Source organism: Rhodococcus sp. MTM3W5.2, assembly GCF_001984015.1.
GTDB lineage: Bacteria > Actinomycetota > Actinomycetes > Mycobacteriales > Mycobacteriaceae > Rhodococcus_G > Rhodococcus_G oryzae.
Genome location: NZ_CP019572.1, coordinates 744,044 through 765,887 on the forward strand (window position 1 = coordinate 744,044; position 21,844 = coordinate 765,887).

Consider the following 21,844-nt stretch of genomic DNA (forward strand, 5'->3'; position numbering starts at 1 on the left):
GTCAGATGCGGTCGAGGTGGGTTGCATCACCAAGGTGTTGGCTGGTGCTGGCGATCGTGCTCTTCGCCGCAACTGGCTGCGGCGAAGACCCCACGGGCCTTTCCTCCAACCGCATGGAACTGGGCGCGGAGTATCTCCACAGCCCCAGTGGTTACTGCACCGTCGGCGAGCGGCAGACCCATTCTGCCCCTTGGGAAGTGCGCCCTTCGATCGGCACAGGCACAGAGTTTGAGCGGGAAGGGGATCGCGCGGAGCCCTTCCGTCTCGGGCAGTTCTTCATCGAATGTCGGATATTCGACGAACGCGCACCCGATCCTGAACCGGCACCGTCGGATGACCAACGCCGATCGGGTGGGATCGTTCCAGGTGCCCATGGGTGAACCCAAATGGGCATTTGGGTGAAGCCCTGGCGACTCCACTTCTACTGTTAACCGTCCGAGGTGGAGCGGGTATCGAGACGCGACGACCACCGTTCGGACCAGTCCCAGACTTGCTGCAAGGCGGCGCCGAGCTCCATGCCGGCGACGGTCAACTCATAGTTCTTGTCGGCCCGCTTCTCAATCATTCTGGCGTTCTGCAGTTGTTGCAGCCGCTCTGAAAGCGTGCTCGACGAGCAGTTTCCCATCCGACGGCGTAGCTCGAGAAAGCCCAACGGGCCGGGCTCTAGCTCCCAGAGTGCACGCAAGATCCAGCGCTGTCCAAGGAGCTCCATCGCCGCAAGTATCGGCTCGGGGGAGGGCTCGCTCAGCTGGCGGGATCGTTGCGGTTCTCTTGCGCTTCTCATTTCGAACCATCATAGTGGTTCGAAATTAGAAGCGTTTGCGGTATGAGGAGGGGTGGCATGAGTGAGGTCGTGGACGTTGATGGTCGGCGGGTTGTCCTGGTCACGGGGGCATCGCGCGGGATTGGCGCCGAGACCGGGCGGGCGCTTGGGGTGGGCGGCGATCACGTGATCATCAACTATCGGGAGAAGTTGAAGCGTGCGCAGGCCGTCGCTGACAGCATCACTCAAGCAGGAGGGACTGCATCGGTCGCCGGTGCTGACATATCAGACGAGGTGGCGGCGAACGGCTTGATCACCGAGGTTGCCGAGGAGTTCGGGCGCGTGGATGTGCTCGTCCTCAACGCGTCTGGTGGCCTCGAACTCGGTGCGGAGCCGGACTATCCGATGAAGATCAACCGCGACGCGCAGCTCAGGCTCGTCCAGTTGGCGTTGCCGCTCATGCCATCTGGGTCTCGGATCGTGTTCGTCACCAGCCATCAGGCGCATTTTCACGGTCGCAAACCTGTGCCGGCCGAGTATGCACCCATCGCGGAGAGCAAGCGGGCAGGAGAAGATGCGCTGCGGAACATGATCCCTCAGCTCTCCGATCACGGAATCACGCTCACCGTTGTGTCGGGCGACATGATCGACGGCACGATCATCGTGCGACTACTCGAACGCCGAAACAGTGACGCAGTTGAAGCGCGTCGAGATCAAGGACCACTGCCAACGGTCGAGGAGTTCGCCCGCGCAGTCGCCGATGCCACTCGCAGCAACGACGCTACGGGTCACACGGTATACGTCGGCGGGCTGGATTACCTCGCGACAATAACCCCATGACCTGTTGCTACCGATCGGCAGCGACATTGGGTCTGTGAAGGTTGATCCGGGCGTGCTGTCGTTCAGCCGAGCGCCACGGGAAGTAGGCCGCGCGGAGTCTCCTGAGCGATCTGGTTCAACGCCGACTCCAGCGTCGGATACTTGAACCGAAAGCCGTTGTCTGCGAGCACACCCGGGGCGACCCAACGACTCTTGAGCACCAGCTCGGCCTCGGTGCGGATGATCCGTGCACCGAGTTCCAGCACCCAGCCGGGTGTCGGCAACCCGCGCTGTCGACCCAGAGCCGTTCGCATCTCACGCATCATCTGGTCGTTGGTCACGGGGAACGGCGCAGCGATGTTGACCGGCCCGGAGATGTCCTGGTGTTCGAAGAGATGGGTGATCGAGCGAACGACATCCTCAATGTGCACCCAACTGAACATCTGCCGGCCGTCGCCCATCTTGCCGCCGAAGCCCAGGCGGGTCAGATTGATGACGGGATTGATCGCGCCGCCGCCGGCGCCGAGCACGATCGACATCCGGAGCGCGACCTTGCGGATGGGTGTCGGTGCTTCGAATAGCTCGTGCTCCCAGGCTCGTGCGACGGCCACGGAGAATCCTGTGCCCAGTTCGCCGGTTATCTCGTCCATCGGTCGATCACGCGCGTCTCGGTAGATCGTGCCGGTGCTGGCGTTTGCCCATAGCGACGGAGGCTGCGGCGTACGGGCTAGGGCGCGACCCAGTAGGGCGGTGGTTTCCACCCGTGAGGAGAAGATCTCATCGGCATTGCGTTTGTTGTATCGGCAGCTCACCGAACGGCCAGCGAGGTTGACGACCAGATCTGCGCCGCTGAGAACATCGACGACCCCTTGCTCATCGGACCAGGTCGCATCGCTCACGCCTCCACGGCCGATTGTCCGCACCGCGACCTTGTCCGCTTCGAGCGAGCGGCGGAGGTACTGCCCGATGTAGCCTGACGCGCCACAGATGACGACGCTGTTCATGGTGCTCATCGCGTTGTGACTCCTTCTCTGGTGCTGACTTTGGCCATCAACTTGGCGACGTCGCCGACCATGCTCCGGGCAACCGGCAATCGGGCGAGCTTGACTGCCTTGGCGACCACAGGGGAAAGGCCGTCGATCAGCGCGCGGGTGCGTGTCTGCTCGGGAGACGAATCGGTGACCCAGTGCAAGGTCACGCCGAGATACGCGAGCCACAGAAGTGTGGGGAGCTCTTTCTCCAATGACGGCGGCGTCTTCTGCCGCGAGGCCACCAGCACATCGCGCATCAGATCGATTGCCATCGCTCGCGCGTCAGTCGACTCGACCGAAAACGGGCTCGATCGCGATGTGGTCGGCAGGGCACTCTGCAGAAATGTGCCGCCGAAGCCGTGATAGGGAGCCATGACATCGAGTCCGGAGTGCAGGACCGTCGTCAGGTTCTCCTCGAGCGAGCCACCCTCACGCAGGAGTGGAAGCGCCCGATCGCGGTGATCGCGCTGGATCACCAGATACAGCTCATGAACGAGCTCGTCCTTGCTGGCGAAGTAGTAGTAGGCATTACCGAGCGAGACGCCTGCCTCCTTCGCGATCCGGCGCATGGTCGTTGGCTGGAAGCCCTCGTCACGAAAGAGCCGCAACGCGGTCTCCACCAGCTTCTCTCGAGTCTCGGTCCCGCGATCGCTCATGGCATCTCCCTATTTGAACGTGTTCAACTTGAGCGTACGCCAGAGTTGAACACGTTCAAATAGGGCGGTCGGTGCTCGCTCGCCAAGCTTGTCGGCTCGCTGGCGGGTGACATGTCGGCCGAATTCGGCGGCCCGCCCTAGATGGTTTGGCCGTGGTGGCCAGTACTGGCACATCGCTCGAACCAGAGCCATACGTCGATCCGATGTCAATAGAACACGCGAGTGATACAACCTTTCGCATGCTCTCGAACGTCGGGACTGCCCCCACTTCGGTTGACTCGTGGGGTTGAGTGGTTCAGGCCGCTGTGCTGACCTCATATCAGGGGCTCCTACTCGGCTTGGCGAGGAAGTCCCTCGTCTTGGGTTCAGGGTCCGTTAAATCGTTCTTCGGAATTGGATAGCAGTGACAGATGCAGGTCAGGTTCGTGAGCGGTGGAGCGCCGCAGTTGGGGTCTACATCGGGTTCCTCGTCGGGGTTTTTCTGTACCTTCCCATCACCATGACCGCTATGCGCGTCCTCGACGTGCCGAGCCCGAACTTGATGCCGCCGCGGGCGATATGGAACGGGCTCCACAAAGGTTCGCCGTCCTACTACGCCAGCTGGGCCGCAGGTGTGCTCGTGTTTCTCGCTCCGGGAATCGTGTGCCTCGCATTCGACCGGTCTCGCCGATTCGGGGTCGGATACGCAATTACCGTGACGGTCGTATCCGCGCTGGCCGCGCTTGCGGTTATCTCACTCGACCTCGGCGGCCCAATAGGACCTGACTAGTACGAAATGGCCCGCGGGGCGGAGAACGTGCGATCAGCCGAGGGTGCAGGCTTCCCGCCGACGCTGCCAGCGATAGCCCGCGCGGATCGGGCCGGCGGACCTTGTGCCCGCCCCCGGCCGGGACGGGCACCCCAGGTAGTCGGTGCTCTTGTCGTCCCAGATCGAACCGACAGGCCCCGAGTCCCAGCAGCTGATCAGCCCCAGTCGAGGGCCCGGTCGACTGTTGAAGTCGATCACCAGCAGGGTGCGCCCGCACGCGGCGTGTCAGGATCGACCGATGAGCAGCGCGAGTCAGATCAGCGTGCAGGCCGTCGTCTTGGCGGTGGACTACGGGCAGTTCAGCATCTCCGGCGGCCTCGGGGACTACGAGGACTATCTCGAACTGCTCGAGCAGGCACAGGCCGCGCAGCCGTCCGCAGGTAACGGCAACGCGCTCGTGGTGCTGAGCCCGCACCAGAACAACTTCGAGATGCCAATCTCCGTGCAGGTGTGGAACGGGCGCCCACCCGCGGACCGGGACGAGTGGCAGCAGGTCAGCGAGGGACGACTCCGGGTCTCCGAGGCGGGGCAGATCATGATCGCCTCACCCACCACCGGTGAGGTGTTCTGCGGGGTCCCCGAGGGGGACTATCTGATCGAGGTCAGCGGCCGCGGGTTCGTCAACTACGGCTGGCCTGGGACCACCACTCCCGGGGATGTGTGGCGGATCCGGCTGTGGCCGAACGATGGAACCGAGCCCGAGCCGGCGCAGATGTGGGACATGCCCGGCTACGGGATCCCCGAGAACACGCCGCTGCCCGAGCATCCGCCGGCGCCGGCGGAATCGGCCGAACCGCAGTGGATCACCGTGTCCGAGCCCGGAGGCGGACACCGCATGGTCAGAACGTCCGAGCTGCGCGCCGAGGCCGCCGAGGCGGAGCGGCGGGCGTGGGGTGGCGGTGACCCCATCCCCGAGCTGCGCGAGTACAACGGCGGGCAGTCTCTCGCCAAGTACGACCGGGCCCTGGTTCTTGCGCTCCTCGAGATGGATGACGAGCGGCTGCGCGAGGTCGCGCGATGGTGCGCGAGCAAGGCGTACGAGTTCGCGGACATCGCCGACCGGCCCTGGGTTGCACCCGCGTTGGCGGCCCTGCACGCCGGCGAGCCGCTGCCGCCGCCGTTCGACACGACCGAGTCTGCGTGGGCGCAGCTAGCTGCCGACCGCGAGGAACAGCCAGGCAGTGCGGACGGCGAGCAGGGAGTGATCGCGGTCTACTCGAGCGGTCGGTTCGATCCGTTCGACCACGGCCCGATCGACCGGACCTCGTATGCACTGCCCACGATCTTCATCGCCGCCGGACCGGACCCGAGGGAGGCTGGTTTCGGGGCGCTCTACTCCGCTTCGGTCACCTTCCAGCGGGATGCGAGGCGGTTGCACACCGAGCTCCGTGACGCGTTAGGGATCGCGGCTCGACCCGTGTGAACGGACGATCGAAGGCTCCCCGAAGTGGCGCACGAAGGTATGCCAGAAACATTCTGGCCCAAGTCCATCCGGCCGTGGGCCAACGACTCGTAGGCTGGCGTCACCCGCACCTGAACGGGAGGACATCGATGGACAGCCCACCTCCTGATGCGTACGACCGCGTGACCAACCCGGAACGATTCGCGGTGCTCCACCCCGCGGCCCGCGCGCTGGCAGAAGACCTCGAGCGACGGTTCGACGTGCAGGTCGAGCGAGGCGAGGGCAGCGGTGGTTACATCACGGGCGCCACCCTTACCGAGTACATCCGGCTGGTCCCGACCGATCCCGCCGCGGCCCCGCTGGTGATCGGCTTCACCAACTTCCCCGGGATCATCCTTCGCGTCGGCGCATGGGCCAAGGTGGCGCTGCCCGCGTGCGGCTGCGACGCATGCAACGACGATCCCGCAGACCTGCTCGAGAAGCTGCATGAGCACGTCGCCGCGACCGCCGCCGGTGCCCTCACCGAACGCATCACCGTCGCGCCCGATCCGTGGCTCGAGACCCACTGGGAGGGTGACGGGTGGAGTAGCGGCAACCGCGGCTCGCTCTCACACGATGCACTGCGCGAGCTCCGCGACCACCCCATCCAGCCGCCTCCGGGTGGCCGTTGGAACCCCTGGCCACCACGCACCTGAACCTGCCCGTACCGGACGTGGGCCGCGGTCTACTGGAGCAGGGGAGATCGACTTCGATGATGGTTCCGTCGGGGCGCGCGGCGATCGCCGGTTAGTCCAATCACTCTAGAGTCACGCCCGCGATCGTGTTGAGTTCGTAGATAAGCGCTCGCGGACCTGAGATCTCGAGCCAGTCGTCGTCGATCCACCACCTGCATCCCACCCGGGCTCATTGAGACGATTCCGATCACCCGCGACATGAGCGCCGCCGACCGTGAACGTGCAGAAGAGCAGCGGCGGCTGCGCAAGCCGTGGGCTTTCCGTCCGCGCGGACCCAGGAAGCCCAACGGCACCCGACGTTTCCGTGGGCCCGCCCTGCCGCCGGCGCAAATCCGGAGTCCACGGGCGCCGCGGTCGATGCGCAAGGGCTACAGAATCCCGACGGCACACTGCGACCTCCTCGGACCCGACACGGAATGTGGGTGCGCGAAGACAGTCACCCTCAGCGACGAGGACTTCCCGAACATCCGGATGCCATTCCAACACGGCTCCGAGGAATGGGCTGCCTCCTATCATCGCAGGGTAGGCATCGAATCGCTCTTCGGCGATCTCAAGACCAACCGGCTGCACGTGCGCCGCGGGTACCTTCGGATCTTCGGCCTCACCCGTCACCAGTTGCTGCTTGGATTCACCCTCGCCGCAATGAATCTGATGATCTTGCGTGAAGGGCGCCGAAAAGGGCAGGGCCCGGACCTGTGGGCCGAACTTCTCGGCGAACCCGAACCACCGCGACAATCCACACAGCGGCGGCGCCGTGCAACGCGGTCAGACGGTGGACACTCCACTGGTGACAGCTAGTTGACTCGCCCCGACCGGGACCCTCGTCCCGGTAGCCATTCGTGGAAATTTCCCCGATACCCGCGATTCATGGGCGCCAACAGCGGCTACAAGCACGTGGTCTGGCGCTCGCGCCGGTAATTGTGGGCATCTGAAAGCCCGCTACCGCCAGGGTGCAGGAATCCGAGCGATTGTCGGCCCGGCCAAGCTTTGGCGGCGCCTATTGGTGAACCCAAACTGCGACCATTGGTGAACACCCTATGGATGCGGAGCCGATGACGGGAATCGAACCCGCGTATTCAGCTTGGGAAGCTGATGTTCTACCATTGAACTACATCGGCATGCAGGGGTTTTGCCACCAATAAGGCAGTGCAAGACCCTGCGAGCGGCAACTCTAGCAGACCGCTAACCTCTAGCTGTGCTGCTATCCGATCGCGACATCCGTTCCGAAATTTCCACCCAGCGGCTGGGCATCGATCCGTTCGACGACTCGATGGTTCAGCCGTCCAGCGTGGACGTTCGCCTGGACCGTCTGTTCCGTGTCTTCAACAACACCCGGTACACGCACATCGACCCTGCTCAGCAGCAGGACGAGCTCACGAGCCTCGTCGAGCCGGCGGAGGGGGAGCCGTTCGTGCTGCACCCGGGCGAGTTCGTGCTCGGCTCGACGCTGGAGTTCTGCTCCCTGCCCGACGACCTGGCCGGTCGTCTCGAGGGCAAGTCCAGCCTCGGCCGCCTCGGCCTGCTCACCCACTCGACGGCCGGGTTCATCGACCCGGGCTTCAGCGGGCACATCACCCTCGAGCTGTCCAACGTCGCGAACCTGCCGATCACCCTCTGGCCAGGCATGAAGATCGGTCAGCTCTGCCTGATCCGGCTGTCCAGCCCCGCCGAGAACCCGTACGGCAGTGCGGCGGTCGGATCGAAGTACCAGGGCCAGCGCGGACCGACGCCGTCGAAGGCGTACCTGAACTTCGTGAAGTCTCCGACGCAGTAGCCTCGCGCCGCCGGAACAGGGCCCGCTGCACCGCAATTGGCCGGGCCCTGTCTAGTGCCCCAGACGCGACAGGACGAGCTGCGAGTCGTGGTTCAGGATGCGGTCGTTGCTGACCATGACCACCGTCCCGTACGCGTCGCGCAGGTGCCGGCTCATCGCGGGCTCGTGACCCGGCACGGACCCGGAAAGCCCGCAGATGGTCAGCGCCCGGCCGACCAGGTCGATGAGCAGCGCCGAGGCGCTCGACTTCACCGCGCTGAACTCCAGCGCCACTTCGACCGTCGACATCGCGGCCGGGTTGTTCGCGAGGAATTCGAACCGGGCCGCCGCCCCGAGGACCGTGTCGACGAGCTGCTGGTGCGCGATCACCAGTTCGGCGAGCCGGATCGCGCTCAGGGGCGCCGGGCCTGCCGAGCGGCGTCGGGCCGTCTGCACCGATCGCCTGGCCCTCAGCAGGGCCGCGTCGGCGATCCCGAGCCAGGCAGCGGACCAGAGCACGTGCGCCGCCGGGAGCATCGTCTGCGCCGAGATCTCCGCGTACGGATCGTCGAGCAGCGCGCCGGAGCCGGTGTCGACGGCGATCCGGAAGCCGGGACTCCTGGTGCCGCGGAAGCCGATCGTGTGCCAGGTACCGACCGGGGTCAGCCTCATCTCCGACCTCGGGCAGGCGAGCACGACCTGATCGTTCGGCGCGCCGGCCGGGGTGCGGCAGGCGGTCACCAGCACCACATCGGCGTACCCGCCGTACGAGATCACCGGCGACGTCTTCGCCAGGCGGACGCGCTCGCCCCTGTGCTCTACCGCGCAACCGCTGGAACGGACGCCGCCGCGGACGTCGATCTCGGTGGTGGCGGAGGTGATCAGCAGCTGGTGCTCGGCGATGGCGGCGAGCAGTGCGCACATCGACTCGCTGCGACCGTGCCGGACGATGCTGAGCACCTGCGTCTGGTGCATCGCGAAGATCATCGCGGACGAGCCGCACGACCGGCCCAGTGCGCGGGTGATCGCGGCGAGCCGGGTCAGCGACAGCCCGGAGCCGCCGAGGTCGGTCGGCACGGCTGCGCCGAGAAGCCCGGCCGATCTGAGTGCGGCAACGGACTCCGCCGGGAACCGCGCCTCGCGATCGACCTCGTCCGCCCACATCGCGGCGACCCGCACGCATTCGTCGACACCGCGGTGGGCGCCGACGGGCGCCGCCGTGTCCCTGCTCCGGACGCTCGGGCGGTGTGAATCCGCCGCTGTCGCAGCGGAACCGATGCCTGTGCGGGGCGAATCACGGTGCGTCGGGTCGAGAACCTCGGTGTCGAATTCGTCCTGCCCGATGCGGATGGATGCCGGCACCGAACCCCCTATCACCTGAACTCATGCCCGCGGCCCGAAATGGACCCCGGCCAGCGCACGATCTCCCTCCGGAGCGCCGCCGTGAACCATATCGATCGGTACCGACCCCGTGTTAGCGCTCGAGCCGGATGTGGTGGAGGTTACGTCTCTCAATGCGCTGCTGGCGCGCGGTCGACTGGGTTAGGGTGCTGGCGGATGACGTGGATTGAATGCTGGGGGCACCATGACGTCAGGGGGATGGCGGTCGACACCGCCGCATTGGCACGGCTCGCGGGGGCGCTGGAGTCGGCGGCCGGGGCCATCGAGACGATCGACACCGCGACCGCGTTCCGGGCTGCGGACGAGGGGCTCGCCGGGTCTGCCACGGCCGCGGCCTACGAGGCCGGGACCGATCGGATCGAAGCCGGTGTGCGCGCGATCGGGTCGAGGGTCCGGGTGATGTCACGGATCGCGGCCACCAACGCCGGTCAGTACGACGACGCAGAGGCCAGGAACGGGAGCCTGCTCGCCCCGGCCGGGGGTGCCTGATGCGTCCCGCGCTCACCCAGCTTCGTGGCTGGAATCCGCAATGCCTCAACGTTTCCGCGGATGAGCTCGCCCGGGCCGCCGCCGAGCTGGACGGGCAGATCGCTCTCGTGGTCCGCGGCGTCGACGGGGTCCTCGACAGCTGGCACGGCGACGCGGCGCGCGGCGCCTGGGACCGCGCGGTCGAGGAACGGTCCGCGGGCAACAAGATCGCGATGGCGTTGCTGGCGACCTCCTCGTCGCTGCGGCGCGGCGCGGCCGCGATCGAATCGGCTGCCGCGCACGCCATCTCGGTGATCGACGGGGCGCTCGGCGAGGGCTTCGCGGTGTCCGAGGACGGCACCGTCACCGCGCCCGCTCCCGGGGCGGGACTGACCGCCGCCGCGGCGGGCGACGCCGCCCTCGCACAGCGAGTGCTCGACGACCGGGCACGGGAGCTCGCCGACGACATCGCCAGGGCGCTGGACGAGGTCGCGCTCGCCGACAGTCGCACCGCCGCCACACTGACCGACTGCCTAGCGGAGTTCGATCAGGTGTCCGGGGAACCGTCGCCGGGCCCGCGCGTCCAGGGCATCGTCGGCGGGCGATCCGCCCTGCCCACCGGCGCGGCGGAGCTCCACGAGCTCTGGACGAGCCTGACCGACGAGGAGAAGGACGCGCTGTTCGCGCACGACAGGGAGGTCGGCAACCGGGATGGCCTCCCGGCCGTCGACAAGGATCGCTACAACCGGATGCACCTCGAGGACCTGCAGACCCGGGCGGCGGCGGCGCTCGACGCGGTGGACGCACGGCATCCCGGATGGGCGGCGGGGGAGCGGGCGCCCACCCGGCCGGCGTCCAACTCCCGCGACCAGAAGGCGTGGAAGGCTTGGGCCGAGTACATCGCCTGGCGGGGCGAACGCGAGCAGCTGCGGACGAAAACCGACGAGTTCGGGGCCGTGTGCCGCGCCATCGACTCGGGGTCGGCGCCGCCGAGACTTCTCATGGGCATCGACGGCGACGGGCGCGCGGCGATCGCCCTCGGCAACCCCGACCTCGCCGACAACGTCGCCACTCTCGTGCCGGGCACCGGCTCGCGCCTCGCAGGCATCGGGGGCGACATCGACCGGTCCGCCCGCATGCTCGACGCCGCGACCCGCGCCGATCCGCTCGCCACGACCGCCGTCGTCACCTGGTACGGCTACAACGCGCCGCAGAGCATTCCCGAGGCCGGGCTCGACAGGTTCGCCGAGCGGGGCGCACCCCGGCTGGACAGCTTCCAGGACGGACTGCGGGCCGCGCACCAGGGGCAGGCGGCGCACCAGGTGATCGTCGGCCACAGCTACGGGAGCACGGTGATCGGTACGGCCGCGGTCGGCGGCCGATCGCTGGACGTCGACGACCTGGTCTTCGTCGGTAGCCCCGGGGTCAACGCGGAGCACGTCTCGGACCTGCACCTCGACGGCGTCAACGCGGGCGACGTCGGCGCGCACGTGTACTCGACCGCCGCCCGCTGGGACCCGGTGCCCTACCTCGGGGACGCGACGCTGGCCGGCAGGCACGTGCACGGCACCAATCCGACCGACCCGGACTTCGGGGGTCGGGTGTTCGCCAGCAACCCGGGTGATCCGGGCCCGCTCCTCGGGACCAATCCCCGCGTCCACAGCGAGTATTGGGACCTGCGGAACCCGTCGCTGGAGGGCATGGGGCAGATCATCGCCGGGGTGGGAGCGCCCTCGTGAGGCCCGAGATCGCATCCGGAACCGGCGTCGCGAGGACGCTGGCGGCGAGCACCCTCGGCGCCGCCGTCTTGCTCGCCGCCTCCTGCAGCTCAGACGAGGAGCCCGACATGGACACCGCACTGACCGAGGGCGCCGCATCCGCCGCACTGGTCGAGCACTTCGCCGAGGCCCTGTCCGCGCTGCCCGCGGGCGCCAGTTTGACTCTGGCGCATCCCAGTTCGCCCGTCGGGGCGTTCAACCCCGGCGGCATCACGCCCTGCGACGACGACGACGGCGACGCCGCAGGCCCGGTCTTCCTCACCCTCAACTACTGGGTGAGCGGGATCCCGGAGGGCGGCGCCGCGCAGGACCTGGATGCGATCGCCGCCCACTGGGAGGGTGGCGACCGGCCGCTCGTCCGCCGATCGACGGGCGAGGGCCGGACCGCGGTCGCGACCATGCCCGACGGATCCGCGATCGTCGCCCACGACAACGGCCGGGGCAGCCTGTCGATCTCGGGGACCTCCGCCTGCTTCCCGCGCGCCAACGCGGGCGCCGCCGGCCAGCCCGAGGTCATCGACCGCCCCTGACCGGGCCCCTCGGCCGCCGTTGCCGGATGTACACCTGCTGTTGCCGCGACCCTTGCGCCGGGTATCCGCTGCGCTAACCCTGGGCGCCTATCAACTACCTATGCGCTGCACCGTTTTCGGAACCGGCTATCTCGGAGCCACGCACGCCGCCTGCATGGCCGAGTTGGGACACGAGGTGCTCGGGGTCGACATCGACCCGGGCAAGGTGGCCAAGCTCTCCGGGGGAGAGGTGCCGTTCTACGAGCCGGGCCTCGCGCAGGTCCTCAAGCGGAACATCGACGCCGGTCGGCTGCACTTCACCACCTCCTACCCCGACGCCGCCGCGTTCGCGGACCTGCACTTCCTCGGGGTGGGGACCCCACAGAAGAAGGGCGAGTACGGCGCCGACCTGCGGCACGTGCACTCGGTGATCGACACCCTCGCCCCGCTGCTGGATCGGCCCGCGGTGATCGTCGGCAAGTCGACCGTCCCCGTCGGCACCGCGGCCGAACTGGGGGCGCGCGCCCGCGAACTCGCGCCCGCCGGCGCGGAGGTCGAGGTCGCGTGGAACCCCGAGTTCCTGCGCGAGGGCTTCGCCGTCGAGGACACCTTGCGGCCGGACCGCCTGGTGCTCGGGGTCGACCCCGCCCGGCCCGGGCGCGCCGAGGCGCTGATCCGTCGGTTGTACGCGCGCCTGATCGAGGACGAGGTGCCGTTCCTGCTCACGGACCTGCCGACCGCGGAGCTGGTGAAGGTGTCCGCGAACGCCTTCCTCGCGACCAAGATCTCCTTCATCAACGCGATCTCCGAGGTGTGCGAGGCGACCGGCGCGGACGTCACCCAGCTCGCGGACGCGCTCGGCTACGACGCCCGGATCGGGCGCCGCTTCCTCAACGCGGGACTGGGCTTCGGCGGCGGGTGCCTGCCGAAGGACATCCGGGCGTTCATGGCGCGGGCGGGCGAACTCGGCGCCGATCAGGCGCTGACCTTCCTGCGCGAGGTGGACAGCATCAACATGCGCCGCCGGACCAAGATGGTCGAGCTGGCGACCAGGGCCTGCGGCGGGTCGCTGCTCGGCGCGAACATCGCGGTCCTCGGCGCGGCGTTCAAACCGGAGTCCGACGACGTCCGGGACTCGCCCGCCCTCAACGTGGCGGGGATGATGCAGCTGCACGGCGCGGTGGTGAGTGTGTTCGACCCCAAGGCGCTCGACAACTCCCGCCGGCTGTTTCCGACGCTGAACTACGCCACCTCGGTCGAGGAGGCGTGCGACAACGCCGACGCGGTGCTGCTGGCCACCGAGTGGGACGAGTTCAAGGCGCTGCGTCCCGAGGGCCTGGCGGAGACGGTGCGATCGAAGGTGCTCATCGACGGCCGCAACTGCCTCGATCCCGCTGAGTGGGCGGCCGCCGGGTGGACCTACCGAGGCCTCGGCCGCAGCTGAGGGGCATGAGCCGGACAGTCGGCCGGATCGTCGTCCAGGGCATCTCCGCGCGGAGGGTGCGACTGGACACTCGTTCGTTATGCTCACGTGGTCCAAGTGCGCGCGATTCGAGCGTCGGCTGCGTGCAACCCCGATTTAAGGCGGCTCGATGAGTGCGGTTCTGGGTGTGTCGGTGGGGTCCAGCGCCGTCCGGATGGCGCGTCCCGACGTCGCCTCCCGCCGCGGACCGGGCGGGGTCGAGGCGTTCCAGCGGCAGGTCATCGCGACGGTGCCGCACCGCGCCGAGGAGACGGCCGCCCAGTCCATCGGGGTGCTGCTCGCACAGGGCGGCGAGACCGTCGGCGCCACCGGCGTCGCGTACGCCACGCAGCGTCAGGCGGACGCGATGCAGCAGGCCATGGCGCGCCAGCGCCTGCACAACTACCAATTGATCCCCGCGAGCACGGCCGCGATCGTGCGGCTGGAGGCCACCGGAGAGCTGTACGACTTCCGGACGCTGGTCCTCTACGACCTTGGCAGCTCCGGGCTGACCGTCAGCGTGGTGGACCGGACCTCGGGGAGGTGCTGGCCACCGAGCGCAGCACCGAGATCGCGGGCGACTACTTCGACTGGCTGATCAGCGAACACCAGGCGGGGGCGCAGGGCATCGTCTCGCCGGTGGGCGCCGACGAGGCGACCGCGTTCAACGAGCGGTGCCGCTTCGCGAAGGAGCAGCTCTCCGCCAGCGAGGCGATCGCCGTGCCGAGCGAGGCCGGGTTGATCCTGCTCTCCCGGGAGACCTTCGAATCGATGATCGTGGTGCCGGTCGAGGGTTCGGCGCGGTTCGCCCGAGGCGTGATCGCGGCGTCCGGCCGTTATCCCGACGCGGTGATCCTGCTCGGCGGCGGCGCGCACATCCCGCTCGTGCAGTCCATCCTGCGTACCTGGCTCAACCTTCCGACGGTGGTGCCCGCCGAACCGGAGATGGTGACGGCGCAGGGCGCGGCCATGCTGGCGACACCGGTCTCGGTGCCGGAGCCCCAGTGGGTCGCCACCGATGCCCCGAGCCTTCGTCGGACCCGCGGCCCGTCCCGGCGTCAGCTCGCGATCGCGGGGGCGGCGGCCACCGGTCTGGTCGTCGTCGCCGGCATCGGCCTGTCCATGGGGCGTGACGGCGCTCCCACCACCCAGGGCGAGGGCCGGGCCACGGCCGTGACGGAGGACCGGGAGACGCCGTCCACGACGTCGGCGCCCCCGACCACCACCACGACACCGCCGTCGTCGACGCCCTCGCGTGCCCCTGCGCTGCCGCCTGCCGCCGAGTCGTCACCGGCGAACCCGGCGCCGCCGCCGGCTCCTGGCCCGCCGCCGCGGCGGTACCTCAACCTGCCGGACCCCATCCAGATCGAGGTGCCGCCGGGCGTCGAGCTGCCGCCTGGATTGGTCCGCTGACGCCCGACGCCGAGCAGGCCGCGAGACCGCGCCCCGGCCGGGGCGTCAGCGCGCGTGCCGTCCCCCCGACCGCACCGTGACCGAGGCGGCGGCGCCGGACCGCGGTGGGCGGGCGAGCATCACCGCGATTGCCGTGGTGAGCGGGACGGAAAGGGCAAGGGCGATGCCGCCGACCGAGGAGCGCACGATCTCGATCGCGACAGCGTCACCGAGCAGCACGTCGTTGATCGAACGGCCGGCGACGCTGAAGAGCAGCAGCAGCGGCAGCGCGCCGCCTGCGTAGGCCAGCACCAGGGTGTAGACGGTGCTGGCAATGTGATCGCGGCCCACGCGCATCGCGGAGCCGAAGATCTGGCGGCGGGTGGCCTCGCGCTCGATGCCCGCGAGCTCGAACGCCGTCGAGGCCTGGGTGATGGTGACGTCGTTGAGCACACCCAACGAGCCGATGATGAACCCGGCGAAGAGCAGGCCGGTGATGCTCACGTGCTCGATGTAGGTCTGCACGTTGGTGTTCTGTTCCTCGGACAGCCCCGTCAGGTGCGTCATCTCGATCGTGACCCACGACAGCAGTGCGGCCAGCAGCATCGACGCCAGCGTGCCGAGCAGGGCCGAACTGGTCCGCAGGCTCACCCCGTGCGCCAGGTACAGCACCGCGTAGAGGATGGCGGCGCCGCCGACGAGGGCGACCGGGATCGCGGGCTTGCCGTCGAGCAGGGCAGGCAGCATGAACCCGACGAGCACGCCGAAGGCGACGAGGAGCCCGAGCAGGGCGCGCACGCCCCGCCAGCGGGCGACCGCGGCGATGACGATCACGAACGCCGCGACGATCAGCAGCAGTGGCAGCCCGCGGGCGAAGTCCTCGAAGGAGTACATGGTGGCGCCGGACGGATCGGTCTGGCGCACGAGCCGGATGCTGTCTCCGACGCGCAGATCCGGCTGCCCGGGGCCGGGCCCGATCTCCAACAGCGTCGTCGTGCCCTCGTTCGGGCCGGATTCGATGTCGATGAGGCTGCGCTGGCAGTGGTAGGAGTCGTTCGGCGGAGGCTGCGGCGAACCCGTGAAGGGCCTACCGGCGGAGGCGCTTCCGCACGGCCCGATGTCCTGCAGCGTGACGGTGCCCGCCTCGGTGACGACGGCGCCACCGCCGGAGGTCTGGAAGGGCAGCGGGATGTCGATGCTGCGGCTGCTCGGCCACAGGATGACCGCGCCTGCGAGCACCGCGATGCCGATCGCGACGAGCAGTCCGACGACCACGCGGGCCGCGACCGGGCCGACCGGGATCGGACCGCTGTGGCCGTGGCCGTGGCCGTGTCCATGTCCGTGGCTGTTTCGCAGCTCTGTCACGTTGGCCTGCTCGCCCGGATGGTGGCCGCGCGGCCCTGTCGACGCATCCGGCCAGGGTACCGACCTCGGGTGGACGGAAGATCGAGCCGCTCCCGCGCACGAGCGTCACCTGGAACGGCTCGGTGTCCGACGGCGATGTACCCGGTGACCGCTGACGACGATGGGGGACCGCACTGTGCACGTAGCCACGCGAACCGGGGTGAGCGCGGTGGCCCTGGTCCTTCCGGCTCTCGTCTTGTCCACCGCGTGTGGGGCGCCGGACGTGGATCACCGTGTCGGCGGGGCGCACGGGTTGCGGTGTCAACAGTTCGAGTCGTTCTCGGGGCAGCTCCTCGTCGGTGATTCGCCGTCGCTGCCGACCGTGCCCGACTGGGCGCCCACCCTGCCCGAGTTGGCGCCCGTCGAACCCGGGGCGCAGCCGCAGCCCGCGCCCGTTCTGCCCACCCTGGATTCGATCGAGATCGAACCGACCGCCGCCGCGGACACCATCGTTTTCGCCCTCGGCGGCGACGGCCCGATGGGTTGGAGCGCCCGCTTCGTGCAGATGCCGCTCCTGCACGGCACCGATGAACCGGTGTCGATCTCGGGTGCGTGCGTTCTGCAGATCGACCTGACCGGCGTTGACTCGAACATCGACTCGTTGCGGCGCGAGGTGCCGATGCGGCTGTCGCCCGAAGACGAGGCGTCTTCCGTGGTCGAGGTTCTTGGCTACCCGAGCAGCAGTGCGCTGGTGCAGTCCTTCGTGGGAACACGGAGCGGTACGCCCACTGTCACGGTCGACGCGTCGATCGACCGCACCGCCATCACCGTCGCGATTTCGTTCTGAGAATGTTGCCTCTGTGTGGCTTTTTGTGGCTTCGTGTGCTTCAATTGTGCCGCGCACACGAAGCGGAACATGTCGAAACGGCGCCGGGGGGCGCGTGCTCGGTGTGGGGAGACCCGGGTGCGCGAGTGGTCAGCGCCAATTCGGGGAAGTTTTGCAGCGGTGGCGGGGAACAGGGGGGTGTGTCCCCGCCACCGACCCGATTGCCCACAGGGGGGGAGGGGCAATCGGGCTTGCTGGACACACAAGGTGTCTGGTGTGAATGTACATGGCGCGGATCTGGCTGTCATCGTGGGGGTAGTCGGCCGTCCAGTTAGCCTCCGGGGTCTGCCGCGAGCCCCGTTCGATAGGGTTCGCCGGTGGCCCGATCACTGGAAGTCGCGCGCAGGCGGGTGGACGCGTTCATGGATGCGCTGCCCATCGAGCGGCCCTGGTCCTTCGACGATTTCATCGGCTGGATGGAGGCCGAGCGCGGACGACCTATCCGGTTGGAGCCGGTCGACGCCGCGGTGATCAGCGGCGCCCCATGCGGACTGTGGATCGGTCGCGAACACGACGATGTCGTGATGTACGCCGCAGGCGCCTCGGTCTACCTGCGAAGACACATCATCTACCACGAACTGGCCCACATCCTCCGCGGCGATTCCGGCCTCAATGTCGACCTGACCGCGCTGCAGAAGCTGGCCCCCGACGTGCGGCCCGAGACGGTGCGCTCGCTGCTCGGCCGGGCCGCATACGACGACGAGGTGGAGCAGGAAGCCGAGCTCCTCGCGACGCGGCTGTTCCTGGCCGACTCGGGCGCGGTGAGCGCGCGATCCGGGGCCGGTGCCAAGCAGTCGGTGCGTGTGTCGCGGCTGAACAACGTGGTCTGGAGCCGAAGCTGACCTCCACCATGCCCGCGGCGATCATGTGGCCGCTGCTGATCGGCATCTGGGTGATCACGCTGATCCGGTTGGCCGTGATGCGGGAGGCACTGGCGCAGCGCCGGATCAACCTGGTCCTGCTCTTCTGGGCGGTGCCGGCGGCCCTGCGGGCGCCGGAGGTGCAGTCCGCCCTCGCGCCACATCTCACCGACGTCGCGGTCATACGGCCGTTGACGCACCTCTGCGTGATGCTCGCAGGCGCCGCCATCCTCGGCCTCGCCACAGCGCTCACCGAGGGTGCGGACGAGCCGTACTGGCGTCAGCCGGCGGTGTACGCGATCACGCTCGCGCTTGGCGTCTCGCTGCTGATGCTGAGTCAGAAGTCCCGGGATGCCGGCCTCACGATCGAGGCGGCGGGCGGGTGGCAGTGCGCGGTCTACTTCGTCCTGTACTCGATCCCGATTGTCGTCGCGGTGTGCGTGGCCCTGGTGATCTGTTACGAGTTCCTGCGGTCCGGACCCGGCCGGCTCGAGTTGGTGGCGACCGTGATCGTGGGCGCGATGTGCGTGTTCTCCCTGGTGGACAACGTCACAAGGCCGATCGCGGCCTTTTTCTCGGCCGCCCAGGTGGACAACGCGTTGACGAGGTGGCGGGCCGGATCCAACGACGTCCTCTTCCTCCCCGAGGTGGCCCTGATCGCCGTGGTCAGCATCGTGCCCGTCGTCGCGATGTGGATGCGCCGACGGGAACTGCGTCAGCTCGAACCGATGTGGTCGACGCTGACGGCCGCGGTACCACAGGTGGTCCTGCCCGCCTCCGGGTTCGAGGAGCGTCTGCACCGGACGGTCGTCGAGATCTGGGACGCCACGATGCAACTGCAGCCGTACACCTCGGCCGCCGTCGACGCGGATCTGGAGGACGAGCTGGAGCGCCGCGGGCTGGACGGCGACACCAGGTCGGCGGTCCGGCGGTCGGTGCAGCTGCTGGGCGCCTGTGAGCGGAAGCGGACCGGGGGTCCCCCGCTGGACGCGACGGCCGCGGGGGAGGCGGACACCCCGCACGACGACCTCGCCGACGAGACACGCGCGCTGCTGCGCCTGGCCCGCAGCTGGCGGCTCGCCGCGACCATCGCGCACCAGATCGGCGCCCGAGCAACCGAACCGAGCGAGGCCCGAGGCCTTCGCCGCACCGACACCCGAGAGAGGAGCGCGGTCCCCGGCCCACCAGTGGTGAGCGCGGGTTCTGCCATCTGATGGAGACACGACCGATCCCGCACCCACCGCGCCGCGTTCCCCTCCTGGGCGACATCCTCGGGATGGACCGCAGCGCCCCCAGTCAGCGCACGCTGTGGCAGCACCAGCGGCTCGGACCGATCTATCAGCGTGTCATCGTCGGCACCAAACTCACATTCGTGACCGGTTCGGAGTTGGTCGAGGAGATCAACGACGAGAAGCGGTTCCGCAAGCACGTCGGGCGGCCGTTGGAGAAGCTGCGGACCATCGTCGCCGACGGCCTGTTCACCGCGTTCCACCACGAGCCGAACTGGTCGAAGGCGCACAACATCCTGATGCCGGGCTTCACACGGGAAGCGATGCGCGGCTACCACCAGACGATGCTGGAGACCACCCGCGAGCTGTTCGGCCGCTGGGACGAGCACGCCACCACGGAGTTCGTCGACGTGCCCGCGGAGATGAGCAAACTGACGCTCGAGATGATCGGCCGCGCCGGGTTCGGGTACAGCTTCGACTCGTTCGGCAGCGCGCACGGCGATCGGGAGGACCCGTTCGTCGGCGCGATGCTGCGGGCGCTGCGGCACGCGGAGCAGACCGCGATCCCGATCCCGTTCCGCGGGCTGTTCGCGGGCAAGGCCGAGCGGCAGAACGACGCCGACATCGCGTACGTGGCCGGGGTCGTCGACGAGGTGATCGCTGAGCGGCGCGCCAGCCCCGACGAGACCCGTCGCCCCGACCTGCTGGACCTGATGCTGGATTCGGCCGACCCCGAGACGGGCGAGCGGCTCGACGAGGTGAACATTCGCAACCAGGTGCTGACCTTCCTCGTCGCGGGGCACGAGACCTCGGCCAACGCCCTCGCGTTCGCGCTGCACTTCCTCGCGCAGAACCCGGAGATCGCGGCCAGGGCGCGGGCCGAGGTGGAGTCGCTGTGGCCCGGCGCCGATCAGCCGGAGGTCTCCTTCGAGCAGGTCGCGAAGCTGCGCTACGTGCGCCGGGTGGTGGACGAGACGATGCGCCTGTGGCCGACCGCCCCCGGCTACTTCCGGGAGGCCGTCGCCGACACGACGATCGGCGGTGACAGCGATGGTGGGGGTTACGGCTTCGCGGAGAACGACTGGGCGTTCGTACTGGTGCTCGGTCTGCACCGCGATCCGGTCTGGGGGCCCGACGTCGAGACCTTCGACCCGGACCGGTTCCTGCCGGAGAACGTGCGGGCCCGCCCCGGCCACGTCTACAAGCCCTTCGGCACCGGGCTGCGGGCGTGCATCGGACGCCAGTTCGCGCTGCACGAGATGGTGCTGGCGCTGGCGCTGCTCGTGCACCGCTACGACCTCGAGCCGGAACCCGGCTACCAGCTCATGGTCAAGGAGCAGCTCACCCTCAAGCCGGATGGGTTCCGGCTGCGGGTGCGCCGCCGGGTCAGTCAGTGAGCCGCGCCAACAACCCGATCAGTTCCTCCATTGCCTGACGGGGCAGCGCCCCGCCGGCCGGGTCGGGGTCGGCGAGGGAGCGCATCGACAGGCTCCTCACCCCGGCGTCGCGGGCGCTGATGCAGAGCCGGACCTGGGTGTCGACGTACCCGTAGTCGCTGCCGGACAGGTACACCCGCGAGACCTCGAAATGGTCGGCGACGGCATCGCGGAGGTCTAGGGGCGGATCGGCGAGGCTGCCGTCGCGGATGGACTCGACCATCTGCGGCTCGACGGGGCGCCGGAGTCGGTCGCCCAGCGCCAGCGCGACCTCCTCGTTCGTCTGCTCGGGGTCGCCGCGCCGGTGTCCCCACTCGAACAACCGGTTGACCCGGGTGGACAGGGGAATCGGCTGTTCGTCCGCGCGCGTCATGCGTCTGCTCCTCGTCGTGCCTGCCACCGTCGGCGGAACCTCGACTCGAGGTCGGCATCCGCGTCGATCGGCCGGCCGGCCAGCCACCGGCGGTAGAGCCGTTCCTCGGCGTCGGCCGGATCATCACCGACCGGTTCGTCGAGGTGGTGGCCGAAGGCGAACTCGATCAGGGCGGGCACCGGGATGCCAGGGCCGCCGTTGCGTTCGAGTAGGTCGGTGACGTACACGCCGGTGATCCGGGAGATGGACGCGTTGAGCGCGTCGGTGGCCTTGTCGAACTCGGCCTCGCTGACCTCGGACCACCGGCCCCGGAACGAATTGAGCGTGGCGTGCGGCGTCAACAGGTCGGCGATCAGCTCGACGGGCACCGCGACGGAGTCGGGCCCGAACTCGGTGGCGCCGCGCGGCCTGCCCGCGGCGCGGTCGGGTTCGGCCTCGAGCGGGTCGGGTACGCCGCCAAGCAGTGTGCGGGCCGCGCTGCCCGCGGCCCAGTTCAGGCCGGTGTCGAGTCGCCGGAGCGTGCGCTGGCTCGGCTCGGGGCCGGTGCCGTTCTCGGCCCGCGTCTGGGCCGCGTCGGACGGGCCACCCGCGGCCCGGACCTCGTCCTGGGTCAGGTTCAGGGCGCGGCGGCGTTCGGAGACGAATCTGCCGAAGCGCGCTCTGCTCTCGGAGACCATGGGGTCACCCTATGTTGTCTGGGTCACCCAACCAACATCGAGACCATGGCTTTGTCGCTTGTT

General features: G+C 68.8%; 23 protein-coding genes and 1 tRNA gene. 16 read left to right on the forward strand and 8 right to left on the reverse strand.

Going from position 1 to position 21,844, the window contains the following annotated elements:
- Window positions 1–44: 44 nt before the first annotated feature.
- The gene (locus tag BTZ20_RS26535; RefSeq protein WP_145982195.1) at window positions 45–380 is read left to right on the forward strand and encodes a hypothetical protein; all 336 of its coding nucleotides are present in this window, start codon (window positions 45–47) and stop codon (window positions 378–380) included.
- A gap of 47 nt (window positions 381–427) precedes the next feature.
- Here the strand turns inward: BTZ20_RS26535 and BTZ20_RS03520 are convergent, their stop codons facing one another.
- A complete protein-coding gene (locus tag BTZ20_RS03520; protein ID WP_083742498.1) occupies window positions 428–712 on the reverse strand; it encodes a winged helix-turn-helix transcriptional regulator in 285 nt (94 codons plus the stop codon).
- A gap of 129 nt (window positions 713–841) precedes the next feature.
- On the opposite strand from BTZ20_RS03520, the gene BTZ20_RS03525 reads away from it, so the two are divergent.
- On the forward strand, window positions 842–1,603 hold the full coding sequence (locus BTZ20_RS03525) for an SDR family oxidoreductase (RefSeq protein ID WP_077043459.1): 762 nt from the start codon (window positions 842–844) through the stop codon (window positions 1,601–1,603).
- A 62-nt stretch (window positions 1,604–1,665) separates the two neighbouring features.
- Here BTZ20_RS03525 and BTZ20_RS03530 read toward each other — a convergent pair whose 3' ends face one another.
- Together BTZ20_RS03530 and BTZ20_RS03535 are read right to left on the reverse strand one after the other, a co-directional pair.
- Window positions 1,666–2,595, reverse strand: a complete 930-nt coding sequence (locus BTZ20_RS03530) for a TIGR01777 family oxidoreductase (RefSeq protein WP_223263612.1) — start codon at window positions 2,593–2,595, stop codon at window positions 1,666–1,668.
- Window positions 2,592–3,269 carry a TetR family transcriptional regulator gene (locus BTZ20_RS03535; RefSeq protein ID WP_077040397.1) on the reverse strand — a complete coding sequence of 226 codons (678 nt, stop codon included), beginning with the start codon at window positions 3,267–3,269 and terminating at the stop codon, window positions 2,592–2,594. Before BTZ20_RS03535 ends, BTZ20_RS03530 begins: the two co-directional genes overlap by 4 nt.
- 1,046 nt (window positions 3,270–4,315) lie before the next feature.
- Here BTZ20_RS03535 and BTZ20_RS27085 point away from each other — a divergent pair.
- From BTZ20_RS27085 to BTZ20_RS03560, 3 genes are all read left to right on the forward strand, one after another.
- Window positions 4,316–5,500, forward strand: coding sequence for a hypothetical protein (locus BTZ20_RS27085; RefSeq protein ID WP_077040400.1), 1,185 nt, complete (start codon window positions 4,316–4,318; stop codon window positions 5,498–5,500).
- A gap of 74 nt (window positions 5,501–5,574) precedes the next feature.
- Window positions 5,575–6,174 (forward strand): DUF6226 family protein, encoded by a 600-nt coding sequence (locus BTZ20_RS03555; protein ID WP_223263613.1) that lies wholly within the window; start codon window positions 5,575–5,577, stop codon window positions 6,172–6,174.
- A 237-nt stretch (window positions 6,175–6,411) separates the two neighbouring features.
- Window positions 6,412–7,011, forward strand: a complete 600-nt coding sequence (locus BTZ20_RS03560) for a hypothetical protein (RefSeq protein WP_145982197.1) — start codon at window positions 6,412–6,414, stop codon at window positions 7,009–7,011.
- Window positions 7,012–7,260: 249 nt separating this feature from the next.
- Here BTZ20_RS03560 and BTZ20_RS03565 read toward each other — a convergent pair.
- Window positions 7,261–7,331, reverse strand: a tRNA-Gly gene (locus tag BTZ20_RS03565).
- 77 nt (window positions 7,332–7,408) lie between these two features.
- On the opposite strand from BTZ20_RS03565, the gene dcd reads away from it, so the two are divergent.
- Complete coding sequence (dcd, locus tag BTZ20_RS03570) at window positions 7,409–7,987, forward strand: dCTP deaminase (RefSeq protein ID WP_077040403.1); 579 nt, start codon at window positions 7,409–7,411, stop codon at window positions 7,985–7,987.
- Between the two features lie 51 nt (window positions 7,988–8,038).
- Here dcd and BTZ20_RS03575 read toward each other — a convergent pair whose 3' ends face one another.
- Window positions 8,039–9,328 carry an acyl-CoA dehydrogenase family protein gene (locus tag BTZ20_RS03575; protein WP_223263614.1) on the reverse strand — a complete coding sequence of 430 codons (1,290 nt, stop codon included), beginning with the start codon at window positions 9,326–9,328 and terminating at the stop codon, window positions 8,039–8,041.
- 195 nt (window positions 9,329–9,523) lie between these two features.
- On the opposite strand from BTZ20_RS03575, the gene BTZ20_RS03580 reads away from it, so the two are divergent.
- The 6 genes from BTZ20_RS03580 (at window position 9,524) to BTZ20_RS27640 (ending at window position 14,997) form a co-directional block, all read left to right on the forward strand.
- On the forward strand, window positions 9,524–9,856 hold the full coding sequence (locus tag BTZ20_RS03580; RefSeq protein ID WP_145982198.1) for a hypothetical protein: 333 nt from the start codon (window positions 9,524–9,526) through the stop codon (window positions 9,854–9,856).
- Window positions 9,856–11,574: an alpha/beta hydrolase gene (locus BTZ20_RS03585; protein ID WP_077040405.1), complete on the forward strand. Its 1,719-nt coding sequence runs from the start codon at window positions 9,856–9,858 to the stop codon at window positions 11,572–11,574. The genes BTZ20_RS03580 and BTZ20_RS03585 overlap by 1 nt, the downstream gene beginning before the upstream one ends.
- Window positions 11,571–12,143, forward strand: coding sequence for a hypothetical protein (locus tag BTZ20_RS03590; protein ID WP_077040406.1), 573 nt, complete (start codon window positions 11,571–11,573; stop codon window positions 12,141–12,143). Before BTZ20_RS03585 ends, BTZ20_RS03590 begins: the two co-directional genes overlap by 4 nt.
- Before the next feature lie 100 nt (window positions 12,144–12,243).
- Complete coding sequence (locus BTZ20_RS03595; protein WP_077040407.1) at window positions 12,244–13,566, forward strand: UDP-glucose dehydrogenase family protein; 1,323 nt, start codon at window positions 12,244–12,246, stop codon at window positions 13,564–13,566.
- Between the two features lie 148 nt (window positions 13,567–13,714).
- On the forward strand, window positions 13,715–14,182 hold the full coding sequence (locus tag BTZ20_RS27635) for a hypothetical protein (protein WP_223263615.1): 468 nt from the start codon (window positions 13,715–13,717) through the stop codon (window positions 14,180–14,182).
- Window positions 14,128–14,997 (forward strand): Hsp70 family protein, encoded by an 870-nt coding sequence (locus tag BTZ20_RS27640; RefSeq protein WP_223263616.1) that lies wholly within the window; start codon window positions 14,128–14,130, stop codon window positions 14,995–14,997. The genes BTZ20_RS27635 and BTZ20_RS27640 overlap by 55 nt, the downstream gene beginning before the upstream one ends.
- Window positions 14,998–15,042: 45 nt before the next feature.
- On the opposite strand, the gene BTZ20_RS03605 is transcribed toward BTZ20_RS27640, so the two are convergent.
- Window positions 15,043–16,332 carry a YibE/F family protein gene (locus BTZ20_RS03605; protein WP_077043462.1) on the reverse strand — a complete coding sequence of 430 codons (1,290 nt, stop codon included), beginning with the start codon at window positions 16,330–16,332 and terminating at the stop codon, window positions 15,043–15,045.
- A gap of 184 nt (window positions 16,333–16,516) precedes the next feature.
- Here BTZ20_RS03605 and BTZ20_RS03610 point away from each other — a divergent pair, with 184 nt between their 5' ends.
- The 4 genes from BTZ20_RS03610 (at window position 16,517) to BTZ20_RS03625 (ending at window position 20,692) form a co-directional block, all read left to right on the forward strand.
- Window positions 16,517–17,167: a hypothetical protein gene (locus BTZ20_RS03610; RefSeq protein WP_223263617.1), complete on the forward strand. Its 651-nt coding sequence runs from the start codon at window positions 16,517–16,519 to the stop codon at window positions 17,165–17,167.
- 356 nt (window positions 17,168–17,523) lie between these two features.
- Complete coding sequence (locus BTZ20_RS03615) at window positions 17,524–18,048, forward strand: hypothetical protein (RefSeq protein WP_083742502.1); 525 nt, start codon at window positions 17,524–17,526, stop codon at window positions 18,046–18,048.
- Between the two features lie 8 nt (window positions 18,049–18,056).
- Complete coding sequence (locus BTZ20_RS03620; RefSeq protein WP_077040409.1) at window positions 18,057–19,280, forward strand: MAB_1171c family putative transporter; 1,224 nt, start codon at window positions 18,057–18,059, stop codon at window positions 19,278–19,280.
- Window positions 19,280–20,692 (forward strand): cytochrome P450, encoded by a 1,413-nt coding sequence (locus BTZ20_RS03625; protein WP_077040410.1) that lies wholly within the window; start codon window positions 19,280–19,282, stop codon window positions 20,690–20,692. Before BTZ20_RS03620 ends, BTZ20_RS03625 begins: the two co-directional genes overlap by 1 nt.
- Here the strand turns inward: BTZ20_RS03625 and BTZ20_RS03630 are convergent.
- Both BTZ20_RS03630 and BTZ20_RS03635 read right to left on the reverse strand, forming a co-directional pair.
- A complete protein-coding gene (locus tag BTZ20_RS03630; protein ID WP_077040411.1) occupies window positions 20,682–21,104 on the reverse strand; it encodes a hypothetical protein in 423 nt (140 codons plus the stop codon). The genes BTZ20_RS03625 and BTZ20_RS03630 overlap by 11 nt on opposite strands.
- Window positions 21,101–21,781: a helix-turn-helix domain-containing protein gene (locus BTZ20_RS03635; RefSeq protein ID WP_077040412.1), complete on the reverse strand. Its 681-nt coding sequence runs from the start codon at window positions 21,779–21,781 to the stop codon at window positions 21,101–21,103. The genes BTZ20_RS03630 and BTZ20_RS03635 overlap by 4 nt, the downstream gene beginning before the upstream one ends.
- Between the last annotated feature and the right edge of the window lie 63 nt (window positions 21,782–21,844).

Bases quoted from the DNA above. Each gene is read 5' to 3' on its own strand.
- BTZ20_RS27085 (WP_077040400.1), top strand. From the start codon at position 4,316: ATGAGCAGCGCGAGTCAGATCAGCGTGCAGGCCGTCGTCTTGGCGGTG.
- BTZ20_RS03625 (WP_077040410.1), top strand. From the start codon at position 19,280: ATGGAGACACGACCGATCCCGCACCCACCGCGCCGCGTTCCCCTCCTG.
- BTZ20_RS03630 (WP_077040411.1), bottom strand. From the start codon at position 21,104: ATGACGCGCGCGGACGAACAGCCGATTCCCCTGTCCACCCGGGTCAAC.
- BTZ20_RS03585 (WP_077040405.1), top strand. From the start codon at position 9,856: ATGCGTCCCGCGCTCACCCAGCTTCGTGGCTGGAATCCGCAATGCCTC.
- BTZ20_RS03580 (WP_145982198.1), top strand. From the start codon at position 9,524: ATGACGTGGATTGAATGCTGGGGGCACCATGACGTCAGGGGGATGGCG.
- BTZ20_RS03595 (WP_077040407.1), top strand. From the start codon at position 12,244: ATGCGCTGCACCGTTTTCGGAACCGGCTATCTCGGAGCCACGCACGCC.
- BTZ20_RS03520 (WP_083742498.1), bottom strand. From the start codon at position 712: ATGGAGCTCCTTGGACAGCGCTGGATCTTGCGTGCACTCTGGGAGCTA.
- BTZ20_RS27635 (WP_223263615.1), top strand. From the start codon at position 13,715: ATGAGTGCGGTTCTGGGTGTGTCGGTGGGGTCCAGCGCCGTCCGGATG.
- BTZ20_RS03560 (WP_145982197.1), top strand. From the start codon at position 6,412: ATGAGCGCCGCCGACCGTGAACGTGCAGAAGAGCAGCGGCGGCTGCGC.
- BTZ20_RS03635 (WP_077040412.1), bottom strand. From the start codon at position 21,781: ATGGTCTCCGAGAGCAGAGCGCGCTTCGGCAGATTCGTCTCCGAACGC.
- BTZ20_RS03620 (WP_077040409.1), top strand. From the start codon at position 18,057: ATGCCCGCGGCGATCATGTGGCCGCTGCTGATCGGCATCTGGGTGATC.
- BTZ20_RS03535 (WP_077040397.1), bottom strand. From the start codon at position 3,269: ATGAGCGATCGCGGGACCGAGACTCGAGAGAAGCTGGTGGAGACCGCG.
- BTZ20_RS03530 (WP_223263612.1), bottom strand. From the start codon at position 2,595: ATGAGCACCATGAACAGCGTCGTCATCTGTGGCGCGTCAGGCTACATC.
- BTZ20_RS03525 (WP_077043459.1), top strand. From the start codon at position 842: ATGAGTGAGGTCGTGGACGTTGATGGTCGGCGGGTTGTCCTGGTCACG.